Source organism: Sphingomonas sp. (genome assembly GCF_019746015.1).
In the GTDB taxonomy this organism is placed as follows: Bacteria; Pseudomonadota; Alphaproteobacteria; order Sphingomonadales; family Sphingomonadaceae; genus Sphingomonas.
The window spans coordinates 1-19,635 of the sequence record NZ_JAIESM010000098.1 but is presented as its reverse complement, the minus strand read 5'-3'; the positions used below and the strand labels follow the sequence as shown (position 1 = coordinate 19,635).

General features: G+C 68.5%; 17 protein-coding genes and 1 tRNA gene. 8 read left to right on the top strand and 10 right to left on the bottom strand.

The genetic code is table 11. The features are described from left to right. Nucleotides 1–7 precede the first annotated feature (7 nt). Nucleotides 8–1,366: a pyridoxal-dependent decarboxylase gene (locus K2Y03_RS12875; RefSeq protein ID WP_294091173.1), complete on the top strand. Its 1,359-nt coding sequence runs from the start codon at nucleotides 8–10 to the stop codon at nucleotides 1,364–1,366. Here the strand turns inward: K2Y03_RS12875 and map are convergent. Further along, the gene (map, locus tag K2Y03_RS12870; protein ID WP_294091171.1) at nucleotides 1,357–2,184 is read right to left on the bottom strand and encodes a type I methionyl aminopeptidase; all 828 of its coding nucleotides are present in this window, start codon (nucleotides 2,182–2,184) and stop codon (nucleotides 1,357–1,359) included. The two genes, K2Y03_RS12875 and map, sit on opposite strands and share 10 nt — an antisense overlap. A 63-nt stretch (nucleotides 2,185–2,247) precedes the next feature. On the opposite strand from map, the gene K2Y03_RS12865 reads away from it, so the two are divergent. From K2Y03_RS12865 to K2Y03_RS12855, 3 genes are all read left to right on the top strand, one after another. After that, nucleotides 2,248–3,003 (top strand): molybdopterin-binding protein, encoded by a 756-nt coding sequence (locus tag K2Y03_RS12865; RefSeq protein WP_294091170.1) that lies wholly within the window; start codon nucleotides 2,248–2,250, stop codon nucleotides 3,001–3,003. Between the two features lie 183 nt (nucleotides 3,004–3,186). Continuing rightward, nucleotides 3,187–6,846 carry an autotransporter domain-containing protein gene (locus K2Y03_RS12860; RefSeq protein ID WP_294091169.1) on the top strand — a complete coding sequence of 1,220 codons (3,660 nt, stop codon included), beginning with the start codon at nucleotides 3,187–3,189 and terminating at the stop codon, nucleotides 6,844–6,846. 183 nt (nucleotides 6,847–7,029) lie between these two features. Then, a tRNA-Gly gene (locus K2Y03_RS12855) sits at nucleotides 7,030–7,103 on the top strand. 24 nt (nucleotides 7,104–7,127) lie between these two features. Here the strand turns inward: K2Y03_RS12855 and K2Y03_RS12850 are convergent. After that, on the bottom strand, nucleotides 7,128–8,747 hold the full coding sequence (locus K2Y03_RS12850; protein ID WP_294091168.1) for an alkaline phosphatase D family protein: 1,620 nt from the start codon (nucleotides 8,745–8,747) through the stop codon (nucleotides 7,128–7,130). Between the two features lie 54 nt (nucleotides 8,748–8,801). Here K2Y03_RS12850 and K2Y03_RS12845 point away from each other — a divergent pair, with 54 nt between their 5' ends. Together K2Y03_RS12845 and K2Y03_RS12840 are read left to right on the top strand one after the other, a co-directional pair. Further along, a complete protein-coding gene (locus tag K2Y03_RS12845; RefSeq protein ID WP_294091167.1) occupies nucleotides 8,802–10,310 on the top strand; it encodes a DUF2029 domain-containing protein in 1,509 nt (502 codons plus the stop codon). Between the two features lie 138 nt (nucleotides 10,311–10,448). Further along, nucleotides 10,449–11,333: an OmpA family protein gene (locus K2Y03_RS12840; RefSeq protein WP_294091166.1), complete on the top strand. Its 885-nt coding sequence runs from the start codon at nucleotides 10,449–10,451 to the stop codon at nucleotides 11,331–11,333. Between the two features lie 342 nt (nucleotides 11,334–11,675). Here K2Y03_RS12840 and K2Y03_RS12835 read toward each other — a convergent pair whose 3' ends face one another. From K2Y03_RS12835 to pyrE, 8 genes are all read right to left on the bottom strand, one after another. Further along, nucleotides 11,676–12,215, bottom strand: coding sequence for a DUF2141 domain-containing protein (locus K2Y03_RS12835; RefSeq protein WP_294091165.1), 540 nt, complete (start codon nucleotides 12,213–12,215; stop codon nucleotides 11,676–11,678). Then, the gene (locus K2Y03_RS12830) at nucleotides 12,215–13,141 is read right to left on the bottom strand and encodes a hypothetical protein (protein ID WP_294091164.1); all 927 of its coding nucleotides are present in this window, start codon (nucleotides 13,139–13,141) and stop codon (nucleotides 12,215–12,217) included. The genes K2Y03_RS12835 and K2Y03_RS12830 overlap by 1 nt, the downstream gene beginning before the upstream one ends. A 76-nt stretch (nucleotides 13,142–13,217) precedes the next feature. Continuing rightward, a complete protein-coding gene (gene maiA, locus K2Y03_RS12825) occupies nucleotides 13,218–13,853 on the bottom strand; it encodes a maleylacetoacetate isomerase (protein WP_294091163.1) in 636 nt (211 codons plus the stop codon). Then, nucleotides 13,850–14,935 (bottom strand): AI-2E family transporter, encoded by a 1,086-nt coding sequence (locus tag K2Y03_RS12820; protein ID WP_294091162.1) that lies wholly within the window; start codon nucleotides 14,933–14,935, stop codon nucleotides 13,850–13,852. The genes maiA and K2Y03_RS12820 overlap by 4 nt, the downstream gene beginning before the upstream one ends. After that, nucleotides 14,932–15,828: a signal peptidase I gene (lepB, locus tag K2Y03_RS12815; RefSeq protein WP_294091161.1), complete on the bottom strand. Its 897-nt coding sequence runs from the start codon at nucleotides 15,826–15,828 to the stop codon at nucleotides 14,932–14,934. The genes K2Y03_RS12820 and lepB overlap by 4 nt, the downstream gene beginning before the upstream one ends. A 4-nt stretch (nucleotides 15,829–15,832) precedes the next feature. Then, nucleotides 15,833–16,240 carry a holo-ACP synthase gene (gene acpS, locus K2Y03_RS12810; protein ID WP_294091160.1) on the bottom strand — a complete coding sequence of 136 codons (408 nt, stop codon included), beginning with the start codon at nucleotides 16,238–16,240 and terminating at the stop codon, nucleotides 15,833–15,835. Beyond that, the gene (locus tag K2Y03_RS12805) at nucleotides 16,237–16,965 is read right to left on the bottom strand and encodes a pyridoxine 5'-phosphate synthase (RefSeq protein ID WP_294091158.1); all 729 of its coding nucleotides are present in this window, start codon (nucleotides 16,963–16,965) and stop codon (nucleotides 16,237–16,239) included. The genes acpS and K2Y03_RS12805 overlap by 4 nt, the downstream gene beginning before the upstream one ends. Beyond that, nucleotides 16,962–17,543 carry an orotate phosphoribosyltransferase gene (pyrE, locus tag K2Y03_RS12800; protein WP_294091183.1) on the bottom strand — a complete coding sequence of 194 codons (582 nt, stop codon included), beginning with the start codon at nucleotides 17,541–17,543 and terminating at the stop codon, nucleotides 16,962–16,964. Before pyrE ends, K2Y03_RS12805 begins: the two co-directional genes overlap by 4 nt. A gap of 242 nt (nucleotides 17,544–17,785) precedes the next feature. Between pyrE and coxB the strand changes: the two genes are divergently transcribed. Next, entirely contained in the window at nucleotides 17,786–18,928 is a 1,143-nt protein-coding gene (coxB, locus tag K2Y03_RS12795; protein WP_294091182.1) for a cytochrome c oxidase subunit II, read from the top strand. A gap of 3 nt (nucleotides 18,929–18,931) precedes the next feature. Continuing rightward, nucleotides 18,932–19,635, top strand: a 704-nt coding sequence (locus K2Y03_RS12790) for a cbb3-type cytochrome c oxidase subunit I (protein ID WP_294091157.1), incomplete at its 3' end; no start/stop codon positions are given.

The window sequence follows — 19,635 nt, the reverse complement described above, 5'->3', positions numbered from 1 at the left end:
ACATGCCATGACCGAACTCGATCTGCTCGCCGATGCCGATGCCCGCGCCCGCGCCTATGTGGCGGGTGCCGCCACCCGCCGCGCCTTTCCGGATGCGGAGGCATTGGCAGCGCTGGGCGGCTTTGACGAGCCGTTGCCCACGCATGGCGCCCCGCCCGAAGCGACGCTGGCGCTGCTCGACCGGATCGGCTCGCCGGCGACGGTCGCCTCCAACGGCCCGCGCTATTTCGGCTTTGTGAAGGGCGCGAGCCTGCCGGTGGCGGCCGCTGCCGAGCGGCTGGTGCTGGCCTGGGACCAGAGCGCCGCCTCCGCCGTCGGTGCGCCCAGCGCGGCCGCGATCGAGCGTGTCGCCGGGCGCTGGATCGCCGACATCCTCGATCTGCCGCGCGACAGCGCGGTCGGCTTCGGCACGTCGGCCAGCGCGTGCACGATCGGCTGCCTCACTGCCGCGCGGCGAACCCTGCTCGCCCGGCTGGGCTGGAATTTCGACGCGCACGGGCTCGACGGCGCGCCGCCGCTGCGCGTGGTGATCAGCGAAACCGCACATATCACGGTCAAGAAGGCGCTGCGCCTGCTCGGCTTCGGACTTGAGCGGGTGGTCGTGGCGCCGGTCGACGGTCTCGGCCGGGTCGATCCGGCGCGGCTGCCGATGCTCGATGACCGCACCATCCTGTGCCTGCAGGCAGGCGAGGTGAACACCGGGTCGTTCGATCCCTTTGCCACCATCCTGCCCGTTGCCCGAGCGGCGGGCGCATGGGTGCATGTCGATGGCGCGTTCGGGCTCTGGGCGCGCGCCGCCGCCGCCTCGCGCCCGCTGACCGAAGGCGTGGAGCTGGCCGACAGCTGGACCACCGACGGGCACAAATGGCTGAACACCCCCTATGACGGGGCGATGGGCATCTGCCGCGACCCGGGCGCGCTTGCCGCCGCGATGAACAGCGATGCCGCCTATGCCACTGCTGAGCCCGACGCGCAGAAGAACCTGACGCTTGAATTCTCCCGCCGTGCGCGCGGGGTGGCGATCTGGGCGGCGGTGCGCTCGCTGGGGCGCGAGGGCGTGGCGGCGATGGTCGACCGCCACCGCGCCCAGGCAAAGCGGCTGGCTGAAGGGCTGGCGGCAGCCGGGTTCGAGATATTGAACGACGTGGTGCTCAACCAGGTGCTGATCCGTGCCGCTTCCCCGGCGGAGACCGAACAGGTGCGCCGCGCGGCAGAGGCTTCGGGCGAAATCTGGTTCGGCCCGACGATCTGGCAGGGCGCGCCCGCCGCGCGGCTCAGCGTGTGTTCGTGGCGGACGACCGATGCGGACATTGACCGCGCAGTCGACCTGCTCGCCAGTCTGCTCCGCGCCGGACGTCAGTCGTAAGGCGGCTTGTGCAGCCCGGCCGGGCTGGCGGTGAAAATCTCGCAGCCCGTCTCGGTAATGCCGATCGAATGTTCGAACTGGGCAGATAGCGATCGGTCGCGCGTCACCGCCGTCCAGCCATCTTCCAGCAGCTTCACCTCGGGCCGGCCGATATTGATCATCGGCTCGATGGTGAAGAACATGCCCGGGCGCAGTTCCGGCCCGGTGCCGGGGCGGCCGACATGCACCACTTCCGGCGCATCATGAAACAAGCGGCCGACGCCATGCCCGCAGAAATCGCGCACCACGCCATAGCGGTGGCGCTCGGCATGGCTCTGAATGGCATGCGCCACATCGCCCAGCCGGTTGCCCGGCCGCGCCTGTTCGATGCCCAGCATCAGGCATTCATAGGTCACCTCGACCAGCCGGCGCGCCTTCAGCGGCACATCGCCGACCAGGAACATCCGGCTGGTGTCGCCGTGCCAGCCATCGACGATGGGGGTCACGTCGATATTGACGATGTCGCCCGATTTCAGCGTCTTGTCGCCCGGAATGCCGTGGCAGACGACATGGTTGATCGAAATGCAGCAGCTGTGCGTATAGCCGCGATAGCCGATCGTCGCCGGCACCCCGCCATGTTCCACCATGAAGCGGCGGACCATCTCGTCGAGCGCGGCGGTCGTCACCCCCGGCACCACATGCGGCGCGATCATGTCGAGCGTTTGCGCCGCCAGCCGGCCGGCCGCGCGCATGCCGGCAAAGCCGCTTTCGTCGTGCAGGCGGATGGCGTTGCTGCGCGCGCTGGGCGCGGTGGCGCTGTCGAGGAAATATTCGGTCATTCCCCTTTATAGGCGCCAGCGGCAGACTTTGCGAGAGGGGGCGGCTGGGCTATGCCCGCGGCCATGAGCGAACGCATCTGGACCGCCGCGCTGGTCGTGATCGGCGACGAAATCCTTTCCGGCCGCACGCAGGACAAGAATGTCGCGCAGATCGCGACCTGGCTCAACGTGCAGGGCATCCGCCTGGCCGAGGTGCGCGTGGTGGGCGACCGCGAGGAAGCGATTGTCGAGGCGGTGAATACGTTGCGCGCGCGCAACGACTATCTGTTCACCACCGGCGGCATCGGCCCGACGCATGACGACATCACCGTCGATGCGATCGCGGCGGCGCTGGGCGTGGCGGTGGTGCATCACCCGCGCGCGGTGGCGGTGCTGGAACATTATTATGCCAGCCGTGGCGGGCTGACCGAGGCGCGCAAGCGGATGGCGCGCGTGCCCGACGGGGCCGAGCTGATCGAAAACCGCATGTCGGGCGCGCCCGGCATCCGCATCGGCAACCTGTTCATCATGGCGGGCGTGCCGCACATCACCGCCGGCATGCTGGAGGCGCTGACCGGCACGCTGGAGGGCGGTCGCCCGCTCGTCTCGCTCACCCTGGGCTGCTGGGTGGCGGAAAGCGAGGTTGCCGACCTGCTGCGCCAGGCCGAGCGCGATTTCGAGGGCGTGGCGATCGGCAGCTATCCCTTTTTCCGCACCGGCCGCGTGGGCGCCAATTTCGTCGTCCGCGCAACCGATCCGGCGCTGGCAGAGGCGTGCGCGGCGGCACTTGCCGAGCGGCTGGCGGCAGCCGGCTATGAGTCGGTCGACGGCGGCATCTGAACGCCGCCACCCGCTGCCCGCGCCGCGCAATGGTTGCGTTCCTGCAACACTCGGCCATGATTCATACAGTTTAGCAAAACATTGCGCGCTGCTTGCGCTTGAGCTTGGCATTGGGCATCGTTAGCGATCATCAATGAAATATTATGCCGCTGGCTTGGGCGGCACTACCTTGAGGGGACCAGCATGACGAACTCGACCGCCGCGATCCGCCGGATTCGCCCGTATCTGATGGGCAGCGCCGCCTGCCTCGGCCTGATGATCGGCACGGCTGCACAGGCCCAGACCAGCGCCCTGACGCCGTCGCCGGCAACCGGGGGCTTGCTCGATCGCGGCGAAGCGGTGCTGGAAGCGCATGGCTCGTCGACGATCAACCGCGACCAGGCCGTGCTCGAACCGCATGACACCAGCGCGCTGCCCCCCGCCCAGCGCCTGGGCTATCGCGAAGTTCAGCTCGATCCGAACATCCTGATCGCGCTGCCCGGCACGCCGACCACCGCGCGTGACCCCAACAACATCACCGGCGTTGCCCAGATGATCGTCGCCGTGCCCAACGCCACCGGTGGCGTCGGGCTGGGGCTGTGCACCGGCTCGCTGATCAACCCGCGCACCGTTCTGTTCGCGGCGCACTGCGTCAACACGCGCCCGGCAAACGCCTATGGCTCGGGCAGCGGCGGCGTGGCCATCGGCTTTGCCTTCAACAATTCGAACAACACCACCCAGCCGGGCCAGCCGGCCGGCAGCAGCCCGCTGCTCAACTGGGTGTTCGGTGTGACCGGGCGCCCGGCCTTCACCACCAGCATCACCGACAATTTCTATACCGTGAACGGGGTGGCGTATAACCAGCTGTCGCTGCTGCCGGAATCGCGCGGCTTCCTGTTCGGCGACGTGGCGATCGCCTCGCTCGACACGCCGGCGCGCAACATTCCGACGCTCAGCCTGCTGTTCTCGCCGCTGCCGGCACCGGGCGCGATCACTGCGGCCAATGGCACGGGCTACAGCGTGCAGCTGGTCGGCTATGGCGGCAACGGCACCGGCGTCAGCGGCACGCAGCCGATCGATTATCGCCGTCGTCTGGCCGACAACTGGCTCGGCGGCCTGGCCTCGCTCGCCGATTTCGAAGGCGCCGTGTTCGGCCCCGGCAGCAGCGCTGGCCTGCCGCAGAATCTGTACTGGATCGATTTTGACGATCCCGCGCGTGGCACCGGCGGCGCCAGCCCGTTCGACTTCAACGCCTGGCGCGACAATGCCCGCACCACCGAAGGCACCACTGCAGGCGGCGACTCGGGCGGCCCGCTGATCCTCGACCGCGCCTTTGCCCGCCAGCTGGTGATCGGCGTGCTGTCGGGCGGCTATACCCGCTTCTTCACCGCGCAGCCGGCGAACGGCTATGGCACGGCCAGCTTCTATCAGCCGCTTTACCTCTATTGGGACTGGATCGCCGCCAACAACCCCTATCGCTATGTCGGCGCGGTGGCGGGTGACGGCAACTGGAACGATCCCACCCGCTGGGTGTCGCTGCAGGATCCGAACTATTTCATCCTTGGCGCCAATGGCCAGCCGATCAACGGCGTGCCGAACCTGACGGGTGAGGAAAACACCGGCACCGCCGGCAAGTTCGGCCAGGTCTGCATCCAGGGCGGCATTACCGGCGCCATCGGCAACAATGTCTGCCGTGATGTGCGCACCGGCGGCCTGGTCAACACGCCTGGTGGCATCGGCACCGCGGCCGACCAGCCGGCCGGCGCGCTCGACAACAACATGGGCAGCGCGCTGATCAGCGGTCCCGGTGCGGCCAACCAGCCCGCCGACACCATCCTGACCGGCGGCGCCGCCCAGCTTGAGCCGCAGGCGCCCGCCGTTGCGACCCCGGCGCCGACGATTGCCAACGGCCTGCCCGGCGCGACCAACTTCGTGCCGAACAACCTGGCCGGCAACCGCACCGCTGGCACGCTGCCCCGCTATTTCGACGTGACGCTGTCTAACACGGGCACGATCACGCTGGACACGGCAGTGACTATCGACCGGTTCCGCCTGAACGGCGTCGGCGCGCGGCTGAACATCGCTGCTGCCGGCTCGCTCACCACGCTCAACGACGCAACGCTCCAGATCGGCACGCTGCAGGTGCTGGGTTCGCTGGTCAGCCGCAACGACCTCAATCTGGTCACCGGCGGCCTGAACGGCACCGGCACCATCACCGCGCCGTTCATCACCAACATCGCGGCCACCATCTCGCCTGGCGCCACCGGCAATCCGGGCTCGATCGGCACGCTCACCTTCAATGGCGATCTGGTGCTGGGCGTCGGTTCGAACCTGCTGATTGACCTCGGGGCCAACGGCGTGTCCGATCTCGTGCGCGTGCAGCCCACCGCCGGCCCGCCGGCGGCGACCGGTCGCGCCGCAGTTGGCGGTCTGGTGATCTTCAACACCACCAACGACCTGCGTGCCAACAACCTCTACACCTTCCTGACGGCGGCGGGCGGTGTGACCGGCACCTTCCTCAATTCGGCGCCGTTCAGTGCGATCCTGTCGCCGCAGTTCATCTACAATCCCACCTCGGTGCAGGTGTTCGTGCGCGCCGGGCTCTATCAGAATGTCGTCAACATCAACTCGCCGGTGCAACTGGCCTTTGCCACCCTGCTCGACGAAAATCGCGGCAACAACCAGGTCAACCAGGCGATTTTCTCAGGTCTCGATCTGCAGAACGCGGCGACCATCCGTGCCCAGCTGGACGCGATGGCGCCACGCGCCGAGGCGCTGCTGCCCAATCTCGGCATCGCCGCGATCGACAACATGTCGCGCTTCCACCGCGACCGCATCGTCACGCGCGAAGCGCAGGGAGCCGAAGGCGGCAGCATCGCCGTGATCGGCCAGCCGCTGCAGCTGGCATCGGCGGCGAATGGCTTTGGCGGCCTGGCTGGCATGGGCGGCGGCTTTGGCGGCGCCATCCAGGCGTCGAGCGACGCAGCGGCCACCACGGTGAAGCGCGGCGCGCTGCCCGATGACCTGAACGCCTTCCTCGCCGGCGGCTACATCACCGGCAGCAGCCGGTCCGCGCGAGACGCGGTGAACCTGGGCGGCCGCGATACCTTCAACGGCTTCTACTTCGTTGGCGGTATCGAGAAGGACCTGGGCGCCGACGGCTTCATCGGTGTGTCGTTCGGCTATTCGCAGCTGGCCGGCAACACTGTTGACGGGCTGCAGCGCGCCACGGTCGGCCTGTATGAAGGCACGGTCTATTCCAAGGTCAATCTGGGCAAGGGCTGGTCGATCGACGGGCAGACCGCGCTCGGCCTGCTCAACACGACCACGCTGCGCAACGTCAACCTAGTCGGCAATCAGCAGGCGCTGCGCACCGGCGACAACTCGATCACGCTGTCGAGCGAAGTCGGGGGCCAGAAGGAGCTGCTGACCGGCTTCCTCAAGCTGACGCCGCGCGTTTCGGTGCGCTCGTCCTATATCGACTTCAGCTCGGTGGTGCCGGAAACCGGCGGCGGCTCGGCCGCGCTGGTGTTCAACCGCCCCGACATGCTGTCGATCCAGGGCCGCGCCGGCTTCGGCGTGACGACGGGCACCTGGAAAAACCTGCGGCCGTTCGCCACCGCCAACTTCGTCTACGAGTTCAACAATACGCGTGCCGATCTGGTGCGCGCGAACCTGCTGAACTCGGGCACGTTGCCGGTGGTGTTCCGTGGCGGCCGGGTTGACCGCGCGTGGGGCGAAATCAGCGGCGGCATCACCTATGTGACCGGCCGTTGGGAATTCTCGGTGGCGGCCGACACCACGGTTGCCCGCGACGATGTTCGCAACCAGGCCTATCGCGGCTCGGTGCGCTTCCGCTTCTAAGCGTCGCGCGAAAACAGGAAAGGGCCGTTCGCAGCACGCGCTGCGGGCGGCCTTTTCCGTTTGGGAGGGTGCGGTCGATGCGATGGCGAAGATGGGCCATGCCGGCGCGCGCTTTGGCGTTGACCCGGCGCCACCCGATGTGGCAGGCGACGCTCACAGTCTGCGGGGCTCAGCCCTCGGCGCGCGGGTGTAGCTCAATGGTAGAGCAGAAGCTTCCCAAGCTTACGACGAGGGTTCGATTCCCTTCACCCGCTCCAGCCTGCTGAGCTGTCAGCGCTCCCTTATACCATCACCCCGCGCCCATGCGCGACGCTCGCGCTGTGGACGGTGCTGGCAGCGGTCGAGGCGGTCTTGATCGTGTCCACCATCACCCAGTCGTTGCTGACCGAGGCGGGCGTGATGGTGAGCGCCATATAGCCGCGCCGCGCGGTGTCGCACCATTTCAGCTCCGGATTGCCGCGCACCAGCGTGGCCGCGACCAGCGCCGGGTCGGCGCTGACCCCGCTTTCGATGCCGGGGGAGGTGACGCCCGGCCCGGCAAACTCCACGCCCGCCGGCCGCCCGTCCTGCGCCAGGTCATAGGCCCAGCCATTATGGCTGTCGCCCGACAGCACCACCAGATTGGCGCCCGCGCGCTGCGCCGCCGACAGGAAGCGCGCCCGCGCCAGCGGATAGCCGCCCCAATTGTCGACATTGAACGGCAGGCCGGCCGCCCCCGCCATGATGCCGGCGGTCAGATAGAGTTTCGACCGTGCCGGTGCGTTCGCGTTGAGCCAGCTGGCCGCTTCCGCCGGCAGCCGGGTTTCGCCCATGATGGTGCCGAAGCACGCCACCTGCCAGCGCGCGCCGTCCTTCACCGATCGCGCCATCGCGTGCGCCAGCCAGCTTTCCTGCGTCGTGCCCAGCATCGTAGCGGCCGGATCGCGCCACGCGCCGTCGCGGAACTTGGCCAGCGCCGCCTTGGGATCGGCCGACAGGATCAGCCCGCGGATATCGGGCTGTTTGGTGCGCGCCAGCAGCCGGCTTTCGGTGCGGAACAGCGTGGCGAGCGTGCCGATGTCATAGGCCTTCCAAGGCTCGTCCGACACCGGCATCCATTCGCGGTACGCCTGGATGGCGGCGGCGCGGCGCGCGTTCCAGTCGCCCTTGGCCGGCTGGTGGTTCTCGGCGCCGCCTTCCCAGCTGTCATTCGCCGATTCGTGGTCGTCCCACTGCACGATCATCGGCATCAGCTGGTGCAGCCGCTGCAGATCGGGGTCGGCGCGATAGCTGGCATAGCGCAGCCGGTAATCGGCCAGCGCCAGCAGCTCGCCGGCGGGTTCGGGCACGCGCGCGGCAATCGCGTCCTTTGGCTCAGGATAGTGACCGGCGTCATATTCGTAGAAATAGTCGCCCAGATGGATCGCCAGGTCGAAATCGCCGCGAGCCGCTGCGTGCGCATAGGCATTGAAATAGCCAAAGGCGATGTTGGAGCAGGAGAACACCGCCGCGCGGAAGCGCTTGGCCGGCCCCTGCGGCAGGGTGCGCGTCTGCCCCACCGGCGACAGGCTGCCGTCGGGCGCGATGAAGCGATAATGATAGCGCGTCGCCGGTTTCAGGCCATCGACGGTGATCTTCACCGTCCAGTCGCGCCAGGGGCCGGTGGTCTGTGCCTCGCCGCCGGCGATGCGCGCGAAATCGGGGGTTTCCGACAGCTCCACCCGGATCGTCGCCGCATCACCGCTTGCCGGCACATAGCGCGTCCACAGCAGCATCGAGTCGGCGGCCGGTTCACCGCTTGCGACCGCATGGGTGAACCCGCGCAGCGCACCCGCGTTCCCGGTCTGGGCAAAGCCGGGCACGGCAAAGGCGCCCAGGCCAAGCGTGCCGGTGAGAACGAACGAACGGCGATCGAGACGCATGGCATCTTCTCCCCAATTGCGGCGCCGGTGGTGCCCCTTTTATGTGGATGATTGATGACACCGTTTGAATTCCAGGCAAGTGCCGCCGGCGCCGCGCGACCGGTTGCCGTCGCCGTGCCGCGTGCGGGCGTGGGCGCGGCGCGCATGGCCTGGGTGGCGTTGGGGCTGCTACTCGGGCTGCTCGCGCTGGTGCGGCCGGTGGACCATGACGAGAGCCAATATGTCGCTGCCGCGCTGCTCGCCGCCCAGGGTCTTCCCTATCGCGACTTTGCCTATCTGCAGACGCCGCTGCAGCCGCTGCTTCTGGCGCCGGTGGCGGCGCTGGCGGGGGGCTGGGCGTGGCCGGTGCTGCGGCTGGTGAATGCGGCGCTGGCGCTGGCGGCGCTGATGCTGTTCCACCGCACCGCGCGCAGGCTGGGGGCGGGCGCGGCGACGGCCGGCTGGGTGACCGCGCTGTTCGCGGGCAGCGACATCCTGCTCTATTCGGCCGGGGTTGCCCGCAATGATGCGCTGCCGCTGCTGCTCTATGCCGCCGCGCTGCCGCCGATGCTGGCGGCGGCGCAAGGGAAGGGGTCACCCGCTGGCGCGCTGCTGGCCGGGCTGCTGCTGGCGGCGGCGGCGTCGGCCAAGGTCTCCTATGGCGTGCCCGCGCTTGCCTATGGGCTTTACGCGCTGATCGATCGGCGCCACCGCCCGCACTGGCTGGCGCTGGGCGCGGTGCCGCCGGCGCTGCTGTGCCTGTGGATGTATGCACAGGCGCCGGGGGCCTTCCTGTTCGAGGTGCTGCGCTTTCCCGCCGAGGCGCCGACGCAGTGGTATCTGGCCCAGCAGGACGCGTGGAAGCTGTCGGCGTCGGCACGGCTGATCGATGCGGCGAAGTTCCTGGCGCTGGGCGTGCCGCTGGTCGCGCTGGTGCTGGTCGCGCGGCATCGCGAGGCGCAGCCGGTTCACCGCCTGCTCGACCTGCTGATCGTCGCGGGGCTGGTCGCCGCACTCGCGCCGGTGCCGGTGTGGCGGCAATATCTGCTGCCGGTGCTGCCGCCGCTGATGCTGCGGCTGGCGCTGATCTGGCAGGCGCGGCCGCCGGGGCGATGGATGCGCGCGGTGGTGGCGCTGTTCGCGGGCGCGGGGCTGGCCTATTCGGCGCAGGCGCTGTGGCTGGCGCGGGCGGGCGCGCCAATGCTGGTCGCGCTGCGCGAGGGGCAGGCGATCGCCGCCGCGTGGCGCGCGGCGGCACCGGCGGGAGCGAGCGGCCCCGTTGCCAGTTTGAGCCCGCAATATCTGCCGGCGGCCGGGCTCGCCATCGACCCGCGCTTTGCCGCCGGCCCCTTCTATTTCCGCGCAACCGGCCTGCTGCGCCCGGCCGAGGAGGCGCGGCTGCACCTGATTTCAAAGGGCAATGTGGCGCGCATGGTGCCGCCGGCGGCGATCCTGACCGGGGCGCCGGTGCGCAACACCAGCAGCGAGGCCAGCCAGGACCCGGTGCTGATCGCCTATGCCCGGGCGCGCGGCTGGCGCGGGGTGCCGGTCGCCGGCACCGGCTTCACGCTGTGGCTGCGCTGAGCCGGCGCGCCTCGGCTGGTCGCAGGATCGGCTCGCCCCGTCCCGCCGGCAGCGGCACCACACGGCACATTCGCCCGGCAGAACGGTTTGGCTGATCAGGCTTTCACATCGAGCGGGGGTGCTTGAAGGAGCCAGTCAATGCCGTCCATTCCCACCCAGACGGGTGCGTTCTTCCTGTTCGCCGTGATTGCGGCCCCCGCAGCGGCCAGCCAGGCCACGCCGCCGCAGGACCCGCCCCAGACCAGCGTCACCGTCACCGGCACGCGCCCGGCTGCGCCCGTGGAACTGGCCCGGGGGCCGGACATTCGCGGCATCATTTCCGGCCGCAATGCCGACAAGGTGAAGGTGACCGCCGACGATGGCACCAGCACGGTCATCGCCATTACCGAGGCGACCAGCATCAAGACCGAGGGGCTGTTCGGCGGTGGCCTGTTCAGCGGGCGCAGCAAACAGGGGGCAGCCGCGCTGCGCAACGGCCTGCCGGTGACGGTGCGCACGCTCCAATCGGGCGATGGCCTGGTCGCCAGCCAGATCGTGTTCCGCAACAGCGACCTGCGCGTCGCCAACATGATCGACAGCGGCACCGCGCAAAAGTTCGAGGAACAGACCGCCGCCACCGCTGCGCTGCGCGGCCGGCTGGGCGATATCGACAAATACAATGTCAAGAAGACGGTGAACGTCTATTTCGACACCGGCAAGGCGATCCTCTCCGGCCAGGCCAGGGCCGAGCTTTGCACCACCGCCAGCGAGGCCGACAAGGTCGACAACGCGCTGATGCTGGTGGTGGGCTATACCGATTCGGTGGGCAGCCAGGAAAACAACCAGCGGCTGAGCGAGCGCCGCGCCGCCAGCGTGATCAACCATCTGCAACAGGCATGCGGCTGGAAACCCTATCGCATGCTGACCCCGACCGGCCTGGCCGAGGCCGACCCGCTGGCCAGCAACGACACCGAAGAAGGCAAGGCGCAGAACCGCCGCGTCTCGGTGAACATCCTGGTCAGCAAGGGGGTCGATGGGCTGTAGGGCCGGGGGGCCGCTCTCCCCTCCCGCCTGCGGGAGGGGCTTATCGCCCGCAAAAGCCCCTCCCCTTCAGGGGAGGGGTTGGGGTGGGGCCTTACCACAAAGCGCCGTGCTCTCCATCGACGCCCCACCTCCCGACCTCCTCCCCTGAAGGGGAGGAGGGGCGCCTACATTCCGGTGTCGATGCCCTCCTCCCGTCGTCGCCCCGGGCTTGATCCGGGGCCCGGCTGCCTTTTGCGGCGCAAGAAGCGGGACCCCGGGTCAAGCCCGGGGTGACGATATGGGTTGCGTCAGGGTTGCGGAAAGGACGCGGCGCCACGCCGCGCCCAGCGGAACGATGCCCGCTCAGCTGTCTTTCAGCGGGCCGAAGCCCGAAAAGATGCCACGCAGATATTGCGCGCGGATGGTGATGACGGCCACGCCCTCGCCCAGCACGATGTCCGACGCGGCGAGCCTGGGCTTGGACGAGCCCAGCCGCTTGTTGCTGACGATGCCGGCGCCGTCGTTCCACACGCTGAACTTGTTCTTGCCGTCGCGGTCATGGGTGAAGAACAGGCCATAACGGCCGGCATGCGGCGCCTTGATGCACAGCACCACGTCGCCGGTGGCGGGCGTCTCTGCCCAGATGCGGCGAAAGAATTTGCCCTGCGCGACCAGGTCGCGGTCGTCCTTCAGGAAATCTTCCTCGGTGCCGGGATAAAGTTCCAGCTTCAGCCGGCCCTTGCGGTCCTTCAGCCCGGTGATGTGCACCTCGACCGCCGGCCCCTGCTGCAGCTCGCACGCCGCCGCATCGCCGCCGGCAATCGCGCGGGCACGGGCATCGCCCGCCGCGGGCGCGGCAAGGCTGAGGGCAGCAAGCAACACAGGCATCACGGCACGGCGCATCAACGTCTCCTCAACAGCGCAGCGGCGCCGAACACGCCCAGCAGCGCCGCATGCACCACCAGGGTGAGCGCGGCGGTGAGCGCGATCAGCACCGTCAGCTCGGCGCTATTACTCAGAAACAGGATGGCAAAATTGGCAAAAAGAAGTTCATTATTTGGCACGAAGGGCAGCCGCCCGGTCAACATGCGCAGCGCCACCAGCAGCAGCCAGGTGCCGATCGCCACCTGCGGCAGCGCGGCATGCCACACCAGCGCCAGCAGCGCCGAACTGGCCGCCACCCGCGCGACATGGATGCCGAAAATCTCCCACAGCACGGGGCGCGTGAGCGAAAACACCCGCCGCCCGAAGACGAGGAAGGGCAGCGAGGTGCCCACCACCACCAGCGCCGACAGGGCGAACCCCTGCAGCTGCACCGCATTCAGATAATGCCCGGCAAAGGGCAGGGCGGCCACGATCAGCGCGATCGTCACCGCGTTTCCAGCGAGCGCGGACAGGATGCTGACATCCTTTACCGCGCCGAACGGGGCCTTCACATGGCGTGCTTCGGCCTTTGCCCAGGCAAAGAAATAGGCTTCCCCTGAATAGCCGAACAGCACTTCATTGGCGATGCGCTTGCGGATGAGCGCGCCCAGCCCCGCTGCGGGAATGCCCCAGAGCCGGCGATAGATCACGAAATCGCCCAGCGGGAGCGACAGATAAAAGGCCGCAAAAGCGATGTAGAACAACGGGTTGGCGGGGAAGGCCGCGATCAGCCGCTCCACCCCCTGCACATAGAGCGCGCGCGCAAGGCCGGCGACCATGCCCAGCGTCAGGATCGCGGCAAGGATCGTCACCCAGCGCTGGCGCGCGGGTGCCGGTGCCGGTGGCGCGGCGTCGCCATCCGGCGTGATGGCAGGGGACTCTTTTTCGCCAAGCTGTTGAAACATAATGTGTTTGTCTCATCGCCACAGCGTGCGGCGGGGGCGCTATCGCACCGATTTGGGTATCTGGCAAACGCTCTACTTAGGCCGGGGCAAAGCGCTCCGGATGGGCAGCGGCAAAGGCGGGGTGGTCGGCAGCGGCGGCATCCGCCATCACCAGCCGGGGATAGCGGGTCAGGTCCACCCCGCCGCGCCGGGCGTTGAACATCTGTGGCACCAGGAAGATGTCGGCCAGCCCCGGCGCCGCCCCGCCCAGGAACGGGCCGGGCAGATCGGCGGTCATCACTTCCAGCGCGGCCAGGCCCAGCTCGATCCAGTGGCGATACCAGGCATCGCGCGCGGCCTGATCGGCGCCGAACTGGCTCGAAAGCCGCTTCAGCACGCGCATATTGTCAATGGGGTGGATGTCGGCGGCGATCACCATCGCCTGTGCCAGCACCCGCGCGCGGGCCACCGGGTCGGCGGGGTAGAAGGGGGGCGTGGGGTGGGTCTGGTCCAGCCAGTCGATGATGGCCAGGCTCTGGGTGATCGGCGTGCCGTCCACCTCCAGCGTCGGCACCATCGCCTGCGGGTTGCGCGCGACATTGGCGGCGCCGGCCTGTTCGGCGCTGAGCAGGTCGACTGCGACCCGGTCATAGGCAATGCCCTTCAGCGCGAGCGCAATCCGCACGCGATAGCTGGCCGAGGAGCGCCAGTAATCGAACAGCCGCAGCGTCATGCTGCCTCTCCCATCGCGGCCTCGTCGCGGGCGGCCATTTCCGATTCGCGCTCCAGCGCTACCTTGATCATCGCCACCAGCGGATCGGCCAGCGCCAGCCCCAAAATGCCGAACAAGGTGCTCGCCAGAATCTGCGACGACAGAGTCAGCGCCGGCGGCATGTCGACCGTGCGCCGCGCGACCAGCGGGATCACCACCCAGCCGTCGAAGGTCTGCACGAAGAAATAGGTGCCCAGTGCCCACAGCCCGGTGTCGACCCCGGCCGAAAAGCCCACCGCCGTCATCAGCACGCCGGTCAGGATCGCGCCCAGATTGGGAATGAACGCCAATATGCCCGCCAGGATGCCCAGCAGCAGCGCCATCGGCACGCCGCCCGCCATCAGCACCAGCCAGGTGAAAATCCCCTCGAACACCATGCCGAGCAGCCGCCCAGCGAGCAGCACGCGCATCGTCGAGGCCATCCGCTCGATGGTGACGGCAAAGTCGCGCCGGGCGCCCTGCGGCACCATCCATTGCAGCCCGCGCTCATAGATGCGCGGCTCGATCGCCACGAACAGCCCGATGATCAGGATCATGAAGAAGCTGCCCACCGCGCCGGCGGCACTGCCCAGCCACGAGGTCAGCCGGCCGAACGAGCCCAGCACCTGATTGGCGAGGCTATGGAAATCCGCCGGCCCCGGCATGAAGCCATAGCGCGCGGCCAGCGCCATCACCCGCTCGGTCTGCACCTCCAGCGTGGCGCGGAGCTCGCCGAACTGCTGCGCCACCTGCACCCCGGTCAGATAGACGACGCCGCCCAGAAAGCCGATCGCCAGCAGTACGACCAGCGCCAGCGCCAGCCCGCGCGGAATCGGCAGCACGCGCCGGATCAGCCGCACCCCGCCATCGAGCAGCGCGGCAAACACCAGCCCGCCGAAAATGATCAGCAGCGGCTGGATGAGCAGCACGACCAGCGCCATGCCCGCCACCATCCCCAGCCACACCGCCGCGCGCTTGAACTCGCGGCGGATTTCGGGATCGCGCAGCTCGTTGGGGCCGGGGCCGCTGACCAGTTCGCTGGGCTGGTCGCTCGTCTCCGTCATCGCGTCACGCGCTTGGGGTGGAGCGAGGTGCCGGCGCGGCCGCTGCGGAACTGGGTGAACCAGGTCAGCGGGTTCCAGGTCGCGCTGCCATCGACCGAGAAGGTGATGAGCTCAGCCCGCCCGCCGACATTCTCCCACGGGATCGCGCCGCCCAGGCCGCGCCCGGCAACCGGCACGCGGCTGTCGGCGCTGCGGTCACGATTGTCGCCCATCAGGAAGACATGGCCGGCCGGCACCTGATACGGCCCGAAGAAATCGGCCGACGAATCGCCCAGCTCGACCGTGTCATATTGCGCGCCATTGGGCAGCGTTTCGGTGATGACCGGCAACCGGCAATAGGGCTTGCCGTCGCGCCTGGTGACACGGGCACCGGGATATTGATCGGGCGCGCAGGTTTCGCCGCCCTCGACCGTGCGCACCTGGTCGATTGGCGTCGTCACATAATGGAGCGGCCCGCGCTGCACTGCCTTGCCGTTCAGGATGACGACGCCGTCGCGCACCTCGATCGTGTCGCCGGGCAGGCCGATCACCCGCTTGATATAATCCTCCTCGCTGCCGGGGGGCGAGGCGATGACGATATCGCCGCGCTCGGGCATCCGCCCGAACAGTCGCCCCTTCATGAACGGCAGTATGTGGAAGGTGGGGGTGATATAGGAATAGCCATACGGGTATTTGGTCACCACCAGCCGGTCGCCCACCAGCAGCCCGGGCAGCATCGATTCCGACGGGATGTAGAAAGGCTTGGCGATCAGGCTGTGAAAGCCCAGCACCGCCAGGATCAGCCAGAGCAGGCCGCGCAGCTCCGCCCACCAGTCGGTGCCGGCGCGCCGGGCGGCGGGTTCGGTCGGGCCTGTCTGTTCCTCGCCGGCGTTCAACGCGACATCCTTGCTCATCCTGTCAATCCCGCTCGGCCACTGCCTCGATGATCACAAAGGCCTGCGCCCAGGGGTGATCGTCGGTCAGCGACACATGTATCCGTGCTGCGTGGCCCGCAGGAAGCAGCGCGTCAAGCCTTGCCCGGGCGCCGCCGGTCAGCGCGAGGCTGGGCGCGCCGGAGCGCAGATTGACGACGCCGATGTCGCGGAAGAACACGCCACGCTTGAAGCCGGTGCCGACGGCCTTTGAGAACGCCTCCTTGGCGGCAAAGCGCTTGGCGAGCGTGGCGGCGCGGGTGAACGGGCGGGCATCGGCCTTGGCCAGTTCCTCGGCCGTGAACACGCGGTTTTCAAAGCGGGCGCCGAACCGGTCGAGCGAGGCCTGAATGCGCTCGATATTGCACAGGTCGGAGCCGAGGCCGATGATCAACGCGCGCCGTCCATCGCCGCGCGCATCGCGGCCACCGCCGGGCCAAGGCCGGTGAAGATCGCCTCGGCGATGAGCGAATGGCCGATATTGAGTTCAGCGAGCTGCGGGATGGCGGCAACGGGGGCTACATTGTCCAGCGTCAGCCCGTGGCCGGCATGCACCTCCAGCCCGTTCTTGGCCGCGAGTGCTGCCGCATCGGCCAGCCGCTTCAGCTCCTCGGCGCGCGCGGCACCTGTCAGTTCGGCATAGCGGCCGGTGTGCAGCTCCACCACCGGCGCGCCCAGCGACACGGCAGCGACGATCTGCCGCGCATCGGGTTCGATGAACAGCGACACCCGCACCCCCGCCTCGCCCAGCGCGCGCACCATCGGCGCCAGATGGTTGTGCAGGCCGGCGGCGTCCAGCCCGCCCTCGGTGGTGCGCTCCTCGCGCTTTTCAGGCACGATACAGGCGGCATGCGGGCGGTGCTTCAGCGCGATCGCCAGCATCTCGTCGGTGGCCGCCATTTCCAGGTTGAGCGGAATGGAGAGCCCCGCCGCCAGCCGCGCAATATCGTCATCGGTGATGTGGCGCCGGTCCTCGCGCAGATGCGCGGTGATGCCGTCGGCGCCCGCCTCCGCCGCGATCAGCGCCGCACGCACCGGATCGGGATAGCCCACGCCGCGCGCGTTGCGCACCGTGGCGACATGGTCGATATTGACGCCGAGGCGCAGGCGCGCGCTCATGCCAGCCCCCGGCTGCCCGGCTTCACCGCCGGAATGGCGGCCAGCTCGGGCGGCAGCGCGTCGGCCGGATAGGCGGGAATGTCGATCTTGCACAGCGAGACGAGCGGCGCGCCCACATCGGCGGTGCCGTTTGACCGGTCGATGATGCACGCCGCGCCCAGCAGCCGCGCCGGGTGCGCGCGGATCGCCGCCAGGCACTCGCGCGAGGAGAGGCCAGTGGTGACGATATCCTCCACCATCACCACGCGTTCACCGGGCGCGATGCGAAAGCCGCGCCGCAGCTGGAACACGCCGTCCTCACGCTCGACGAACACCGCGCGGCAGCCGAGCGCGCGTGCCGTCTCATAGCCGGGAATGATACCGCCCACCGCCGGCGACACGACCAGATCGACCGCGCCGAACTGCGCCCGGATTGCCGCCGCCAGCGCCCGCGCCAGCCGCGCGGTGCGCACCGGATCCTGGAACACCAGCATCTTCTGCAGGAAAACCGGGGACCTGAGCCCCGAGGACAGAATGAAATGCCCCTCCAGCAGCGCGCCCGCGGCGCTGAATTCGTCGAGCACGGCTTGCGCGGTCATCCCCGCGCCGGTGTCGGTAGCTGTCATGGCTTGCCGCCTTAGTGTGCGGTCTGCCCCCGTGCAACGCCTGCCCCTGCCCGATATCGGTAAAAAAGCCGGCCCAGTGCGCAACGCGGCTTGAGGGAGCGGGAAAGCCTGCGTATAGCGGCGGCGTTCGGGGCATATTGCTGCCCCTTCGCGGCGCGGCGGGGCGCATACTCCGGGCGCCCAACGACAAAGGGTGAAGACCGGTAATGTTTAACATGTGGCGTTCGGGTGGCGTGAAGGCGGCGATGCTGGCTGCCGGGCTGATGATCGGAACGATGGGCGTGGCGCCGGCACTGGCGACTGCCCCGCAAGCACCCACCACCGAGCAAACCCAAGCCGCCGCGCCCGTCGCCGGCGGCACCGAACAGGCCGCGGCAAAGGCCGATCAGGCGCCGGCCGCCACCGATCCGCTGCTCGCCGTCGATGGCGGCCCCGAGGTGCCGATCGTGGACGGCGTGGGCCAGCCCAAGGACGGGCTGCTGCTCAACCAGCCGCAGGTCACCCCCAATGGCGAACGGGCGGCGTGGATGCACGATTATCTGCTCGTGCCGATCATCACCTTCATTTCGCTGTTCGTGCTGGGGCTGTTGCTGTGGGCGATGGTGCGCTATCGCCGCGCGGCCAATCCGGTGCCGTCGAAGGTGACGCACAATCTGACGCTGGAATTCGCCTGGACGATCGTGCCGGTGATCATCCTCGTCATCATCGCGGTGCCGTCGATCGGGCTGCTCCAGGCGCAGTTCAAGCCGGCGCCGGCCAATGCGGTGACGCTGAAGGCGATCGGCAACCAGTGGTACTGGAGCTATGAATATCCCGACCACGGCATCGAGATCACCTCCAACCTGCTGAAGGAAAAGGGTGAAGCCGGCAAGGGTGAGCGCTTCCGCACCGATGCGGACGGCCCCCGCCTGCTGGCGACCGACAATCGCGTGGTGCTGCCCACCAACACGCCGATCCGGCTGGTGACCACCGCCAACGACGTGATCCACAGCTGGGCGATGCCGGCCTTCTGGATCAAGCTCGACGCGGTGCCGGGCAAGCTCAACGAAACCAGCTTCACCATCGCCAAGCCGGGCGTCTATTTCGGTCAGTGCTCCGAACTGTGCGGCGCGCGCCATGGCTATATGCCGATCACGGTGGTGGCGGTTGACCGCGCGACCTTCGACAAATGGGTGATCGCCAAGGGCGGCAAGCCCAAGGCGGCGGCAACGCCCGCTGCGGCGCCCGCGCCCGCCGGCGAGGCGGCCAATGCGGCGGCGCCTGCTGACGCCAATGCCGCTGCCCCTGCCGACGCCAACACCACCGCAGCCGACGCCGCCGGCAATGCCGCCGCGCCTGCCAACGCCACCGGGAATTAAGTCATGTCCGATATCGCGCTTACCCCCAACGCCTTCCAGGCGCATGCCGATGGCCATGGTCATGGCCATGCCGACGACCATGCCGATCACAAGCCGGCCTTTTTCCAGCGTTGGTTCATGTCGACCAACCACAAGGATATCGGCACGCTCTACCTGATCTTCGCGATCTTCGCGGGTATCATCGGCGGCGGCATTTCGGGCCTGATGCGGCTTGAACTGGCCCAGCCAGGCATTCAGTATCTGCCGACCTGGGCCGCGATGCTGGCCGGCGGCAGCACCGTTTCGCTCGACCAGTCGCTGCACCTGTGGAACGTGTTGATCACCGCGCACGGCCTGATCATGGTGTTCTTCATGGTGATGCCGGCGATCATCGGCGGCTTTGGCAACTGGTTCGTGCCGATCATGATCGGCGCGCCCGACATGGCCTTCCCGCGGATGAACAATATCTCGTTCTGGCTGCTGGTGCCGTCGTTCGCGCTGCTGCTGGCGTCGCCTTTCTTCGGCGGCGCGGGCACCGGCTGGACGGTCTATGCGCCGCTTTCGACCTCGGGTTCGCCGGGGCCGTCGGTGGACATGGCGATCCTATCGCTGCACCTGGCCGGCGCCTCGTCGATCCTGGGCGCGATCAATTTCATCACCACCATTTTCAACATGCGCGCGCCGGGCATGACGCTGCACAAGATGCCGCTGTTCGTGTGGTCGGTGCT